Raw genomic sequence first — 13,181 nt, 5'->3', positions numbered from 1 at the left:
GGATAGCAGAAGTAAGAATAAATATCTTCAACTTGTTCAAGACAAATCAAAGAGCCATTTATATTCAGTTCTTTGTATTGGTCAAAAAGTGTTTCCATTTTATCACACTCCTTTACAACTTCTAATTTTTCAGTTCTACAAGTTGGAAGTTGTCGCTATGAAATTTCTTTTTCATCATCTCTTGGTGGTCGGACATAACATAACATTTCTTTTTCACAAGCACCAAATTTTGAGAAATTGGATTTCGCTTTCTTTTAGCGTTATTCCATGATTAGAGTCGCTTGGTTCGTTATCAGAAGCAATGAACGGGTCATTCTCCCAAAACAAACGGGGCAAATATACCCACAATCTTCATTTGCCGGAACATTATAGGTAAAATATCCGCAGCAAGGACATTGGTATTTTTTCATATAAACCTCACGTTTAAGCCTTAGACCTCACTTCCTGATTTATTTCTGACTTTATTATACTTCATCGATTATCGAAAAGATAGCATATTTTATGAAACTTGTCGGCTGGCAGAGTTCTGCACCGCAAGGTGTCCCCAACAGGCAAGTCCACAAAGGGGTAGCTGGCTGCAGCCAGCGCAGGGGAAGTGTAGCGTCCCCTGTTTGATTTGGAGCAGACCATGACTGCGGAAAATCACAGCTCTCCGGCGAGGAGCCTTCGGAGAACGCAATGCACCAACCTCTGGGTGGTGTATAATTGCGCCCTTAGTAAACTAAGGGGTTTCCGGCTTCTCCCGTTCCAGCATTTTTTTCAATAGTTCCTGCGTGTCCTGCCTGTGAAAAATGAGTTTCAACAACAGCATGACATCATCATCTGTTAGGCGTTCCGGCTCTTGCAGAAAACTTTCCAGCATACCGCCACGAGTGCAGAGCCGGTGCGTCCGTTCCTTTCGGGTAAGCTGCTTTAACTGGTGCTGCAATGCCTTTTCATCATTGATGGCTTTCCGCAGTTTCTTTTCGCTTTTCTCCAGCTCCCGGTTGAGCTTTTCCAGCTTCGAGGTATCAGGCAAGGGCAGCGTCCTCCTTTCCCCGGTATCAGCACATAAATCCTATTCGGTTCTCCCACGCCCTGACGCACGCCGCATGATAAGTCCGGCGTTTTCCAGTTCATTCAGAGAACGCTTGACCGTCATGGGACTGCGGGACAGGACTGCGGCAATGGCTGTGACAGGGAAGCAGACAACACGGATTCCGTTCTCGTCCTCCTGCTCTTTGGATAGCATAGCGTCCGGCGTCCGGCAGGTAGCATGACCTTTGCGGTGCTGCTGACTGGAAATCCTGTCAACGCTCTGGGAAATGGCATACAGGGCGGCAATGGTGTGCTTGCTATCGTCATAAATTCAAAATTCATTCGGTGTGTTCCTCCTTTTTCTTTGATCGTTTGGATAAATAACGGGGGCAGTCAATCACAACCGCCCGGAAGCTCTGCTTGCACCCATGCTGGCATTTCCGGCATAATTCGTTGTAAGTGACACGCCCCCGGTCATTGAGGTAAAAGGAAAGCTCATGCTTCCTCTTTTTGCTCATTCTCGGCATATTGCGCTTCCTCCCGTTTTTGCGTATGGTTTCGGGGCGATTTTCGGCAAAATTACGGTCATAGAGCCGCTTAAAATCTCCCGAAGTATCAGCGATAGGGTAGACTATCCCCCTATCAGATTGTCGTGTTTCGGTATCATTTCGGTGTCAGTTCGCCAGTTCTCCCCGGTGTCGTTGCCTCCCCTGAATCTCACAGCGGCGTATCGCTCCCTTTGGTACGCTCGTTTCGGTCAGGGTTCCTCCACATCCCTCTGCCAAAAGTCATGGCGCTACATCGCCGGGGAAGCATATCCCACACAGGCTGGTCATTCGATTGGAATAATCCATCGATGAACTACCTGTATCATAGAACATTTTTGTGCCCTGTGCCGTATGTCCACAAAGTAGGAATTAGGGGTAAAAATCAGAAATTTCCACGATTGCGGAAAGTGTGATATAATCCAGATAAGCGGCAGCAATGAAACCATTGGAAAGGAGCGTGCGCCCATGAAAGGAGCAACAAGCATACAGGAACGCCTTTGGGAACTCCGCAAGGACAAAGGCTTAAATCTGGAAGAACTATCAAAGCTGACAGGCATTTCCAAATCAGCTCTTGGAAGTTATGAAAAAGAGGATTTTAAGGAAATCAATCATGGCAACCTTATCACGCTGGCAGACTTCTATGGGGTCTCTGTTGATTATCTACTGTGCCGGATAGAGAACAGGGAGCAGATCAACACACCATTGACGGAGTTGCATTTGAATGATGAGATGGTGGCACTGCTGAAAAGCGGTCGGATTAACAACCGTCTGCTCTGTGAGCTTGCTACACATAAAGATTTTATCAAGTTTCTTGCAGACATTGAGATTTATGTGGACGGGATTGCTACCATGCAGATTCAAAACCTCAATGCACTTGTCGATACCGTCCGGCATGAAATCATTGAACGGTATCGCCCAGGCGAAGATGACCCGCATTTGAAAGTGCTGCAAGCCGCCCATATCAGTGATGATGAGTATTTCAGTCACATGGTTCTGGATGACCTCAACCTGATTATCCGGGATATTCGGGAAGCCCACAAAAAGGACAGTGAGAGTGCGCCCCAGACCACCGTTGCCGATGAATTGAAAGAAAATCTCGAAGCAGTCGAAAATTTCAAGGGCAGCCGGGATGAAAAGCTGGTTGTCCTTTACTGCAAGCAGCTCGGTATCAACTATAAAAATCTGTCAGACGAAGAATTTCGCTGGCTGATTCGGATTCTCAAAAAATCAAAGAAAATGGGAACGCCTATCAGCCAGAGGAAAAAACGGTAAAGGAAAACCGCTGTTGCATGGTTTGTTGGATTCCATGTAGCAGCGGTTTGTGCTGTGGTTATTATTTCATTCGTTTTCTTAATATTCGGCGATAATTTGTTTCTCCCTTTGGTGCGTCCTGTATAATTTCCAACACACCATCTTCAAGCATTTTATCAATGCGATTGGAAATCCATACATCACTAATTCCAAGTTGATATTTTCCTAAAACATTACCTATGACAATAGCCATTTTGAATTGCTCTGGCTGTTCCGCAATTTCACGAAGAATGAAACTATCATATATATCTTCTGAAACGCTTTGCAATTTACCATTTAACATTGCACGCAAAGGTGCATTTTCATTTTGAAGTTGATTCCATTTCATAGTACAAGCTGAAAGAAATACAGGATTAGCTTTCTCTTGTAGAGTTATATAGTTTCCCCATTCGCCAGGAGACACCTCGCCCCATGCTATTTTGGATGTCATAGTATTTTCTTTTCCATATTCCCATGTAGGTAACTTAACCAAATAAATTGTTGTCTGGCAGTTTAATGGTTGAAGTTGTTTCATAAGCCAATACATACCACAAAGCTCATCTGGATTATAGCTATACCAAATGCGAATTTCTTCCCCAGCTACATATCGTTCAATCACTGAGGTCAATGTAGTTTTAATTTTCTGTATTTTTTCTTCAACCTGATAATCTAAATCCTCTACAAAGCAGACAGACAGCATTTTCTTGAAAATATTTTTCCGCTGTTCGCCAATTCCATTATCAGAAATATCTCCCACACTAAGAACCATATCAAAACAATAAACATCACTGCTCTTGCCTCCCAATGGAATAGCATTCTCCCAAGCAATGCGTTCTTGTTCCTGTGCTTGAAGCTGTGCCTTTTTCATTTCATCTGAAGATGGAACACTCCCGTCTTCGTGCCTCATAAATATTGAAACAGCACTTCCTCTATACTTTCCCTTGCCGTAAGTTTGGGCAATTTTCAAACTTCCACAGGCACTTTCACCAAATACAATTTCAATCATCTTATATACCTCCGATTTAATTGCTCCCGTTATGAATAAATCATCTCATACAAAACAATTTCTTCTGCCCTGTTGTGAATGTTATTACAACGCTGCACCCATTCCATTTGTTGAGTTCGCTTCAATTCCTCTGTCACGCCCTCGGTGGCTTTCATCTGCTCCATGATAGTGTCTAACCGTTCCTGTGCCTGTTCGTTCAGGTCTGCAAGATATGTCCACAATTCTCCGGTCAGTATCAATGTATTCAATCTGGCTGGGTGGACTTCCCTTAAATATTCCCGGTGCATCCGTCCGTACTTTCCGATAGGGCGGTGTTCCTCCGGCAGTTTCAAGTCCGGGATGTAGTAATCTCCGACAAGGATATAATCAATTCCGTTTTCCGTTATTCTTGGTTTCAATTCTCTCATGTTCCTTACCTCCTGTGGAAGCAGGCTCGTCTGGTACTAACTCAATCACATCGGTAATCTCACAATTCAGCGTTTCACAGATACGGGCTAATGTGTCCATGCTGATGTGCTTTCCCTCTTTGCTCATGTTGGCAATCATATTCGTTGTCATACCAGCGGCAAGCCTTAAATCCTCTTTCCTCATATCACGCTCTAACAGTGTGTGCCAGAGTGGTTTATAGCTGATGTGCATATTGTTTTCCTGCCTTTCTATCCATACCACCGGGGCGGCTGCCCCGGCAGGAACTTTTCTCTTATTATAGCACCAATCTTGTGAAATCACAATTTATTCTTGTATCCTGCCGCTGATACCGTCTGGATTGGTTTTCCTTTCTTTTTTGTTCCCTTTAATTAGCCATGAACTGGTAGATGACCGAAGGATCCATTGCGCCAACCGTAGAGGGCATGGCTCACAGAATTTTGTCCAGGGAGCAGAAAATTCCTGTAATCCGGTTTTTATTGAAGTTGGCCTGCGGCTGGGAGTGGATAATTATTACAAATATTTCAAACAGTTTGGTCTTTTGAAAAAAACAGGGATCGATCTGCCTGGTGAAGCAGGAACCATTATGCATCAGAAAAACAAAATGGGAAATGTGGAACTGGCTACTGTGTCCTTTGGACAGTCTTTTCAGATCACGCCCATCCAGTTGGCAGCAACGGTAAGCGGGATCATCAACGGTGGGAAAAGAGTGACTCCTCATTTTGCAGTGGCAGTACAAAGCCCGGACGGGAGAAATATCAAAGAGCTTTCTTATCCGGTGGAGCAGGGAATCCTGTCAGAGGAAACCTCCAGGCGGGTACGGAACATTCTGGAAAAGGTGGTATCAGAAGGCTCCGGAAAAAATGCAAAGATTGAGGGTTATTCTATTGGAGGGAAAACAGCTACTTCACAGACTCTTCCCAGAAGTGCTAACCGATATATTTCTTCTTTTCTTGGCTTTGCACCAGCAGAAGAACCCATTGTTCTGGGACTTTGTATTATTCATAATCCTCAGGGAATGTATTACGGAGGCACCATAGCCGCACCTGTGATCCGACGGATTTTTGAGAATGTTCTGCCCTATCTGGGTATAGAATGCAGCTACAGTCTTGATAAATAGGTGAAAAAGCCGTATACTATAAGATGTTTTAAAAAAGACGAAAGAAATAAGAGGTGTGAAATGGATTTTCAAGTTGTGATTCCCGTGCTGATTTCCTTTGGAATCAGTGCATTATTAGGCCCTGTTGTGATTCCTTTTCTTAAAAAGCTGAAAATGGGACAGACAGAAAGAGTAGAAGGCGTACAGTCCCATCTGAAGAAGGCAGGGACACCTACCATGGGAGGCGTGATGTTTCTTGTATCCACAGTGATCACGGCTCTGTTTTATGTAAAGGATTATCCCAAGATCATTCCTGTGCTTTTTCTTACATTAGGCTTTGGACTGATCGGATTTCTGGACGATTATCTGAAGGTTGTGCTACGCAGGTCAGATGGACTTCTGGCATGGCAGAAGCTGATTTTGCAGGTGGTTGTTACAGGGATTTTTACCTTCTATATTTTAAATTATACAGATATTTCACTGACTATGCGGATCCCGTTCTGGAGCGGACATTACCTGGATTTGGGTTGGTTGGCAGTGCCGCTTCTGTTCTTTGCTGTGATCGGTACTGTAAACGGGGTGAATTTTACAGACGGTGTTGACGGTCTGGCTTCCAGCGTTACACTGATCGTTGCAGTGTTTTTTACTGTGGTTTCCATTGGGCTGAAGTCCGGGATCGAGCCCTTTACCTGTGCGGTAGTGGGTGGTCTGATGGGATTTCTGCTTTACAATGTGTATCCTGCGAAGGTGTTTATGGGAGATACAGGTTCCCTTGCATTGGGCGGATTTGTGGCAGGCTGTGCTTACATGATGCAGATGCCTTTGTTTATTCTGATCGTAGGCCTGATCTATCTGGTAGAGGTTCTTTCAGTTATGATCCAGGTTACTTATTTTAAGGCAACTCATGGGAAGAGAATCTTCAGGATGACCCCGATCCACCATCATTTTGAACTTGGCGGATGGTCTGAGACCAGAGTTGTAGCAGTTTTTTCAATTATTACGGCAATTATGTGCCTGATCGGACTGCTGGCGCTTTAAGGAGGAGAAAGTTGTGGATTTAAAAGGAAAAAAAGTTCTCGTTTTCGGTACAGGAAAAAGCGGGATAGGAGCTGCACAGCTTCTTGTAAAGGCAGGTGCTCTCCCAGTTATTTTTGATGGAAAAGCAGATATTGACAAAGAAGAGATCGTACATAAAATCGGAGCAGATACACCGGTGCAGGTGTATGCAGGAGAACTGCCAGGTGAAGTACAAAAGAGTCTGGATCTGGCTGTACTTAGTCCTGGCGTTCCTACTGACCTTCCCATTGTAAAAAGCTTTTATGCACAGGGGCTGCCAGTATGGGGCGAGGTAGAACTGGCGTACCAGACAGGAAAAGGGCAGGTTCTTGCGATTACTGGTACGAATGGCAAGACTACTACCACTGCACTTCTTGGCAAGATCATGGCAGATGCCCGTCCTTCTGTTTTTGTTGTTGGAAATATTGGTACACCTTATACATTAAAAGCACCAATGATGAAGGAAGAAAGCATTACTGTAGCTGAGATCAGCAGCTTCCAGCTGGAGACGATCCAGGATTTTGCCCCACATGTAAGTGCGATCCTGAATATTACTGAGGATCATCTGAACCGTCATCATACTATGGAAGAATATATCCGGGTGAAGGAACTGATCACTAAGAATCAGGGACCAAAGGATGTATGTGTACTGAATTATGAGGATCCGGTCCTTCGTAAGTTTGGCGAAAACATTGTACCGGAGGTGGTTTATTTCTCCAGTGTGAGAAAGCTTTCAAAGGGTATTTACCTGGATGGGGATATGATCACACTTCGTACAGACAAAGAAGAGATCCCAGTTGTGAAGACAGGAGACCTGAAACTTCTGGGACAGCATAATTTTGAAAATGTAATGGCAGCAGTTGCCATGGCATGGTATGACGGCGTAGATATGGACAGTATCCGTAAGAGTGTATGTGAGTTTACGGCAGTTCCCCACAGGATCGAATATGTGACTGAGAAAAACGGTGTTGCATATTATAATGATTCCAAGGGAACTAATCCGGACGCTGCCATTCGTGGGATCAGGGCGATGAACCGTCCTACATTGCTGATCGGCGGCGGCTATGATAAAGGATCTACTTATGATGAATGGATCCAGGCATTTGATGGTAAAGTGAAGTACCTGGTGCTGATCGGACAGACAAAGGAGAAGATCAAAGAGGCTGCAAAGAAGAATGGTTTCCATCAGATCATCCTGTGTGAAGACCTGAAGGAAGCAGTTCAGGTATGTGCACAAAAGGCAGAGCCAGGTGATGCAGTGCTTCTTTCACCTGCCTGTGCAAGCTGGGGGCAGTTTGACAATTATGAGCAGAGAGGTGACATATTTAAGGAGCTTGTTTCATATCTTTAAATAAAAGAATGATCCAGGAGATTTTATGGCATCCAGAAAGAAACAGGGCTATTCAGAAGCAGACAGGATTTTACTTACGCTGGTGCTGATCCTTGCGGTCTTTGGATTGACTATGCTTTTCTCAACTAGTGAATATAATGGCAGAGTACGTTTCGGCGACTCTGCCTATTATTTTAAGAAACAGTTATTTGCTATGTCCCTGGGGTTTCTGGCTATGTATCTGGTTGCAGGAATGGATTATCACTTTTTTATCCGCCTGGCACCGGCAGCCTATGCAGCCTCCTTAGGTCTGTCAGCAGCAGTGCTGGTGGTGGGGCAAGAGATCAATGGTTCCAGGCGGTGGCTGAATCTGGGACCATTGTCTTTTCAGCCTTCAGAATTTGCAAAAGTGGCAGTGATCCTTTTTCTGGTGTGGCAGATCCAACATACAAAAAGCAGTACCTCCGGTCTGTGGTTTATGGGACGGACCATTGCATCGCTTCTTCCTGTGGTAGGACTTGTAGGCTCCAATAATCTGAGCACAGCCATTATTATCCTTGGGATTGGAGTGGTGCTGATTTTTGCGTCAAACTCCAGATATGCCTGTTTTCTTGGAATAGGTGCCGCAGGTGTGGCGGTTGCCGTGTTGTTTCTGGCAGCAGAAAGCTACCGTCTGGAACGTATTGCTATCTGGCGGGATCCGGAAAAATACGAAAAAGGTTTTCAGACCATTCAAGGGCTGTATGCTATTGGAAGCGGAGGACTATTTGGCAGAGGGTTGGGAAGCAGTATACAAAAGCTGGGATTTGTTCCGGAAGCCCAGAATGATATGATTTTTTCTATTATTTGCGAAGAACTGGGACTTACCGGTGCATTAATATTGATTTTGATTTTCGGGCTGCTGATCTGGAGACTGTGTGTGATCGCTACCCGGTGTATGGATCTGGCAGGAACCTTGATCTGCACCGGGATCATGGCTCATATGGCTATTCAGGTGATCCTGAATATTGCTGTAGTAACAAATACTATTCCAAATACAGGCATTACACTGCCCTTTGTCAGCTATGGAGGAACCTCTGTGGTTTTTCTGATGGGAGAAATGGGTCTGGCTCTTAGCGTAAGCAGTCACAAACAGCAGCTCTTTACATATACTAAAGGGTAAGAGGCTCTTTAGGAGTGAAAAGTTTGGATGACTACATCTGTATCGTGGGTGGTAAGCCATTAAAAGGAACCATTTCTGTACAGGGATCAAAGAATGCGGCGCTTCCCATGATGGCAGCGTCCCTGCTGCACAGAGGCGTAAGTGTTCTTAAGACATGTCCCAGGATCACAGATGTTTTCTGCATGGAGAAGATCCTTCAGACACTGGGAGCAGTTACCTGGTGGGAGGATCATGATCTATATATGGACTGTACAAATGCGGACAAAGAAGAAATACCGGAAATGTATACAGGACGTATGCGGTCATCTGTTATTCTGCTTGGAGCCATGCTTGCCAGGAATGGCAAAGGAAAGCTGGGGTATCCAGGAGGCTGCGTAATTGGCAGCAGGCCTATAGACCTGCATTTTTATGCACTAAGGCAGCTTGGGGCTGTGATCAAAAAAGACCAGGTGATCCAGGGAACTGCTCCATCCGGCCTTTTGGGAAACCAGATATTGTTCCCAAAAAGAAGTGTGGGTGCTACACAGCAGGCTATTCTGGCCTCTGTACTTGCAAAAGGAAAAACAATCATAAAAAATCCTGCCAGGGAGCCGGAAATCCTTTGGCTTTGCAGATATTTAAAAACAATGGGCGCACAGATCGAAGGAGAGGGAACGGACTGCATTTTTATAGAGGGAAAAGATGAATTAGGAGCCGGATGTATGAAGATTCCTCCGGATCGGATCGTTGCAGGAACCTATATCTGTGCAGCGGCAGCCACAAGAAGTGAGATCACACTGGAAAATGTGCCGGAAGGTGAACTAGATGCCTTTCTGGATGTATATTGCAAAATGGGTGGACAATATAAAGGGAAGAGTGGTAAACTAATAGTCAATGGACAGAACATCCACTGTCCGGTAAAGCTTCTTAAGACAGATGTTTATCCTGGATTTCCTACAGACCTGCAATCGCAGGTTATGGCAGTTCTGACTACAGTGACCGGGAAAAGCCTGATCCGGGAACAGATTTTTGAGGATCGTTATAAGGCTGCAGGGGAACTGGTGGAGATGGGCGCACATATAAAGATCTGCGGCAGGGAAGCTTATATAGAAGGTGGATATCCTTTATATGGCAGGCAGGTAACTGCCAGGGAGCTTCGGGGCGGTGCCGCTTTGGTGATAGCCGCCTTGTGTGCCAAAGGCACCACAAAGATCAGTGGATATTCATTTATCAGCAGAGGCTATGAGCATATCTGTCAGGATCTTGCTGGCGCAGGCGCCAGGATGCCGCCTGGGCAGAACTGCAGACAGCCGAAGCATTCATGAATATTAAAGGATGGATTATGGGAACTGGAGATAACGGAGAAACGTCTGTGTTTGATAAAAAAACAAAAAAAATAATCTGGGATCCCTGGCGGCAGTGCTGCTGGCAGGTATTATCTTTTTCTTTTCCTTTTTCCGGGTCAGGACCATTGAAGTCATGGGCAGTACTCATTATACCCAGGATCAGGTAAAGGAGATGGCGCTGCAGGGTTCCTTTATGAGCAATACGGTGCTGGCTTCCTTTTTTCATAAAAATGAGCAGGTCAGCGACATGCCTTTTGTAGAAGGGTACAGTGTGTCTATGACTGGCAGGGATACCATCTGTATCAGTGTAAAAGAAAAGAAAGTAGTAGGCTGCATCCCTTATCTGGATAATTATATTTACTTTGACAGAAACGGGGTCTTTGTTGAAGGCCTGAAGACAAGAGATGAGAAGGTACCTTTTTTTGACGGGATCCAGGTAGATAAAGTAGTCCTGAATGAAAAGCTTCCACTGAAAGGGAAAACGATTCTGAATACAGCTGTGGCACTTGCAACTATTTTTCAGAAGAATGACACAGTGCCGGATCATATCCAGATTGATGATAAGTCCAGGATCAGTCTGGTTTATGGGGATGTTACCGTCATGCTTGGGGAGGACAGGCTGCTGGAGGACAAGATGACAAGGGCGATTGCCATCTTGCCAAAGCTTTCCGGGCAGAAAGGGATCCTTCACATGGAGAATATTACCGAGACGGAGAAGAATTGTACCTTTGAAGCAGAGGTAGAACCGGTAACTGCTGAGAACTGGACCGGCGGTTATAATGAAAATGGAGAATATACCGGTGATGGGGAATATGACGAAAATGGCAAGTATGTAGGCGCAAAGCCCAAAAGTGAACTGGATTATGCCCTTGAAAACTGGCATGGCGGATATGACGGAGAGGGAGATTATACTGGCGAGGGCGAGTATGATGCCAACTGGAATTATGTGGGACCCAAGCCTACCGAAGAAAGTATAGCTGCCAATGGAGACTGGCATGGAGGATATCTGGAAGACGGAAGTTATACAGGAACTGGTGAATATGACCATGAGGGCAACTGTAGGCCCTAATCCCAATGCAGGGAATGACGAATATTCGTGAAAAAAGTATAAAAAAACAAAATTAGTAGTTGATTAATTCAAAAAAAAAATATATGATATATCTATATGTAGCTTGATACAAATAAACTTGACTTGAATATCAGGTATAGAAATAAAGGAGGAAGTACATTGTTAGAGATTATGTCAAATGAGGCAGAGTCATCTGCGAAGATTATTGTAATCGGCGTAGGTGGAGCTGGTAATAATGCAGTGAACAGAATGGTGGAAGAAGCCATTGGCGGGGTAGAGTTTGTAGGTGTGAATACCGATAAACAGGCTTTAACTCTGTGCAAAGCTCCAACTGTACTTCAGATTGGCGAGAAGATTACTAAAGGACTTGGTGCGGGCGCACAGCCAGAGGTTGGACAGAAGGCAGCAGAGGAAAGTATAGAAGAAGTGAAGCAGATCATGGAAGGTGCAGATATGGTTTTCGTTACCTGTGGTATGGGTGGCGGTACCGGTACAGGAGCTGCTCCGGTGATTGCAGCAGCAGCAAAGGAGATGGGTATCCTTACTGTTGGTGTTGTTACAAAGCCTTTCCGCTTTGAAGCAAAGACCCGTATGAACAATGCACTTGCAGGTATTGAGAATCTGAAGAAAGCAGTGGATACATTGATCGTGATCCCAAATGATAAATTACTGGAGATCGTTGACCGCCGGACTACTATGCCGGAGGCACTGCGTAAGGCTGATGAAGTGCTTCAGCAGGCAGTTCAGGGTATTACAGACCTGATCAATCTGCCGGCACTGATCAATCTTGACTTTGCAGATGTACAGACCGTTATGACAGATAAGGGTATTGCACACATCGGTATTGGTGAGGCCAGAGGCGATGACAAGGCTATGGAGGCTGTTCAGCAGGCTGTTTCTTCTCCGCTTCTTGAGACTACCATTAAAGGTGCTACACACGTTATCATTAATATTTCCGGTGATATTTCCCTTATGGATGCCAATGATGCAGCCAGCTATGTACAGGAGCTTACAGGAGAGGATGCAAATATCATCTTTGGTGCAATGTATGATGATTCAGTTGCTGATTATGCAAGGATCACTGTTATTGCTACAGGTCTTAGTGATGCAGCACAGAATACCAGTCCTTTTGGCAACAGAAGCAGCAATGCATCTTTTAATGCCAAAAGACCGGCAGCACAGACAAGCACAACATCTTCTTTTAAGATGCCAAGCTTCAGTATGCCTACTATGAATGCAACACCATTTACTGCGAAGACACCTTCCAGTACAGTGCAGAAGAAGGATATCCAGATTCCGGATTTCCTTAAGAACCGCTAATCAATTCTTTATGAAATATCAGGGCTGTGACACAGCAGGAACTTACTCCCTGCTGTGTCGCAGTTTTTTTTTACATTTTAGCACTTGCAGGCAAAGGTTCCACATTTGGTTTCATGGCAGCACTGTGCCCTGGAACCATCTACATCAACGGCTGCTGCTGTACATTTGCAATTGTCATTGTATGCACAGTTGTGGGCTTTACATTCAATCTGGATTTTTTCGCAGCCACAGTGGCAATTCATACCATTTGTTGCCGCATCAGATTTTCCTGAAAGCTTCCACAGCAGGTTTCATCTGCAATGTGGGCACTTTCGCCCATAACATTGATCTCACCTCTGGAACACTGACGGGCGTCATTATAAACACAGTTGGCAGCTGAACATTTCAAAATCGTCATGATCATTCCTCCTTTTATTTAGATGCAGGGCATCTTTGTATATACAATGATAGTATCTGCGTTTTGCTATGTAATATGTATGGAAAATTATGGTAAAAATATTGCAAAGCTATCTTTGCTGCGCTATAATATGAGC

At 44.8% G+C, this 13,181-nt stretch carries 14 protein-coding genes and 3 pseudogenes; 8 read left to right on the top strand and 9 right to left on the bottom strand.

What is annotated here, in order from left to right; translation table 11 throughout:
- Positions 1–155: 155 nt before the first annotated feature.
- The 4 genes and pseudogenes from R1Y93_RS08855 to R1Y93_RS08840 all read right to left on the bottom strand — a co-directional run.
- A pseudogene (locus tag R1Y93_RS08855) lies at positions 156–239 on the bottom strand (CPCC family cysteine-rich protein); the annotation flags it as partial.
- 482 nt (positions 240–721) lie between these two features.
- The gene (locus R1Y93_RS08850; protein ID WP_009296086.1) at positions 722–1,018 is read right to left on the bottom strand and encodes a DUF3847 domain-containing protein; all 297 of its coding nucleotides are present in this window, start codon (positions 1,016–1,018) and stop codon (positions 722–724) included.
- Positions 1,011–1,359, bottom strand: a pseudogene (locus tag R1Y93_RS08845) (replication initiator protein A). Before R1Y93_RS08845 ends, R1Y93_RS08850 begins: the two are co-directional and overlap by 8 nt.
- On the bottom strand, positions 1,356–1,544 hold the full coding sequence (locus R1Y93_RS08840; RefSeq protein ID WP_054328105.1) for a hypothetical protein: 189 nt from the start codon (positions 1,542–1,544) through the stop codon (positions 1,356–1,358). The pseudogene R1Y93_RS08845 and the gene R1Y93_RS08840 overlap by 4 nt, the downstream one beginning before the upstream one ends.
- Before the next feature lie 486 nt (positions 1,545–2,030).
- Between R1Y93_RS08840 and R1Y93_RS08835 the strand changes: the two genes are divergently transcribed.
- Positions 2,031–2,837 carry a helix-turn-helix domain-containing protein gene (locus tag R1Y93_RS08835; RefSeq protein WP_006873172.1) on the top strand — a complete coding sequence of 269 codons (807 nt, stop codon included), beginning with the start codon at positions 2,031–2,033 and terminating at the stop codon, positions 2,835–2,837.
- Positions 2,838–2,898: 61 nt separating this feature from the next.
- Here the strand turns inward: R1Y93_RS08835 and R1Y93_RS08830 are convergent, their stop codons facing one another.
- The 3 genes from R1Y93_RS08830 to R1Y93_RS08820 are packed head-to-tail and all read right to left on the bottom strand — an operon-like array spanning position 2,899 to position 4,500.
- Entirely contained in the window at positions 2,899–3,861 is a 963-nt protein-coding gene (locus tag R1Y93_RS08830; protein WP_005601707.1) for a DUF3658 domain-containing protein, read from the bottom strand.
- 29 nt (positions 3,862–3,890) lie between these two features.
- The gene (locus tag R1Y93_RS08825) at positions 3,891–4,268 is read right to left on the bottom strand and encodes a TnpV protein (RefSeq protein WP_500822525.1); all 378 of its coding nucleotides are present in this window, start codon (positions 4,266–4,268) and stop codon (positions 3,891–3,893) included.
- Positions 4,228–4,500 carry a helix-turn-helix domain-containing protein gene (locus R1Y93_RS08820; RefSeq protein WP_002593556.1) on the bottom strand — a complete coding sequence of 91 codons (273 nt, stop codon included), beginning with the start codon at positions 4,498–4,500 and terminating at the stop codon, positions 4,228–4,230. Before R1Y93_RS08820 ends, R1Y93_RS08825 begins: the two co-directional genes overlap by 41 nt.
- A gap of 115 nt (positions 4,501–4,615) precedes the next feature.
- On the opposite strand from R1Y93_RS08820, the pseudogene R1Y93_RS08815 reads away from it, so the two are divergent.
- From R1Y93_RS08815 to ftsZ, 7 genes and pseudogenes are all read left to right on the top strand, one after another.
- Positions 4,616–5,407: pseudogene (locus R1Y93_RS08815) on the top strand (penicillin-binding transpeptidase domain-containing protein); the annotation flags it as partial.
- A 60-nt stretch (positions 5,408–5,467) separates the two neighbouring features.
- Positions 5,468–6,424, top strand: coding sequence for a phospho-N-acetylmuramoyl-pentapeptide-transferase (gene mraY, locus R1Y93_RS08810; RefSeq protein WP_158421848.1), 957 nt, complete (start codon positions 5,468–5,470; stop codon positions 6,422–6,424).
- A gap of 13 nt (positions 6,425–6,437) precedes the next feature.
- A complete protein-coding gene (gene murD, locus R1Y93_RS08805) occupies positions 6,438–7,793 on the top strand; it encodes a UDP-N-acetylmuramoyl-L-alanine--D-glutamate ligase (RefSeq protein WP_500822524.1) in 1,356 nt (451 codons plus the stop codon).
- Positions 7,794–7,818: 25 nt separating this feature from the next.
- Positions 7,819–8,934 (top strand): FtsW/RodA/SpoVE family cell cycle protein, encoded by a 1,116-nt coding sequence (locus R1Y93_RS08800; protein ID WP_500822523.1) that lies wholly within the window; start codon positions 7,819–7,821, stop codon positions 8,932–8,934.
- Between the two features lie 14 nt (positions 8,935–8,948).
- A complete protein-coding gene (gene murA / locus R1Y93_RS08795; protein WP_500822522.1) occupies positions 8,949–10,238 on the top strand; it encodes a UDP-N-acetylglucosamine 1-carboxyvinyltransferase in 1,290 nt (429 codons plus the stop codon).
- A 94-nt stretch (positions 10,239–10,332) separates the two neighbouring features.
- Positions 10,333–11,328 carry a cell division protein FtsQ/DivIB gene (locus R1Y93_RS08790; protein ID WP_500822521.1) on the top strand — a complete coding sequence of 332 codons (996 nt, stop codon included), beginning with the start codon at positions 10,333–10,335 and terminating at the stop codon, positions 11,326–11,328.
- A gap of 171 nt (positions 11,329–11,499) precedes the next feature.
- On the top strand, positions 11,500–12,648 hold the full coding sequence (gene ftsZ / locus R1Y93_RS08785) for a cell division protein FtsZ (protein WP_158421880.1): 1,149 nt from the start codon (positions 11,500–11,502) through the stop codon (positions 12,646–12,648).
- Positions 12,649–12,725: 77 nt separating this feature from the next.
- On the opposite strand, the gene R1Y93_RS08780 is transcribed toward ftsZ, so the two are convergent.
- Positions 12,726–12,890, bottom strand: a complete 165-nt coding sequence (locus R1Y93_RS08780) for a DUF1540 domain-containing protein (protein ID WP_500822520.1) — start codon at positions 12,888–12,890, stop codon at positions 12,726–12,728.
- The gene (locus R1Y93_RS08775) at positions 12,887–13,045 is read right to left on the bottom strand and encodes a DUF1540 domain-containing protein (RefSeq protein ID WP_500822519.1); all 159 of its coding nucleotides are present in this window, start codon (positions 13,043–13,045) and stop codon (positions 12,887–12,889) included. Before R1Y93_RS08775 ends, R1Y93_RS08780 begins: the two co-directional genes overlap by 4 nt.
- Positions 13,046–13,181 lie beyond the last annotated feature (136 nt).

The sequence above is a fragment of the Blautia sp. HA3515 genome, from assembly GCF_059933065.1.
Note: the sequence above shows the minus strand (reverse complement) of the source record. Positions and strands in the feature narration are given on the sequence as shown.

Excerpts from the sequence above, each read along its gene's own strand:
- R1Y93_RS08840 (WP_054328105.1), bottom strand. The coding sequence starts at position 1,544 with ATGCCGAGAATGAGCAAAAAGAGGAAGCATGAGCTTTCCTTTTACCTC.
- R1Y93_RS08835 (WP_006873172.1), top strand. The coding sequence starts at position 2,031 with ATGAAAGGAGCAACAAGCATACAGGAACGCCTTTGGGAACTCCGCAAG.
- R1Y93_RS08830 (WP_005601707.1), bottom strand. The coding sequence starts at position 3,861 with ATGATTGAAATTGTATTTGGTGAAAGTGCCTGTGGAAGTTTGAAAATT.
- R1Y93_RS08825 (WP_500822525.1), bottom strand. The coding sequence starts at position 4,268 with ATGAGAGAATTGAAACCAAGAATAACGGAAAACGGAATTGATTATATC.
- R1Y93_RS08820 (WP_002593556.1), bottom strand. The coding sequence starts at position 4,500 with ATGCACATCAGCTATAAACCACTCTGGCACACACTGTTAGAGCGTGAT.
- mraY (WP_158421848.1), top strand. The coding sequence starts at position 5,468 with ATGGATTTTCAAGTTGTGATTCCCGTGCTGATTTCCTTTGGAATCAGT.
- R1Y93_RS08800 (WP_500822523.1), top strand. The coding sequence starts at position 7,819 with ATGGCATCCAGAAAGAAACAGGGCTATTCAGAAGCAGACAGGATTTTA.
- ftsZ (WP_158421880.1), top strand. The coding sequence starts at position 11,500 with ATGTCAAATGAGGCAGAGTCATCTGCGAAGATTATTGTAATCGGCGTA.
- R1Y93_RS08780 (WP_500822520.1), bottom strand. The coding sequence starts at position 12,890 with ATGAATTGCCACTGTGGCTGCGAAAAAATCCAGATTGAATGTAAAGCC.
- R1Y93_RS08775 (WP_500822519.1), bottom strand. The coding sequence starts at position 13,045 with ATGACGATTTTGAAATGTTCAGCTGCCAACTGTGTTTATAATGACGCC.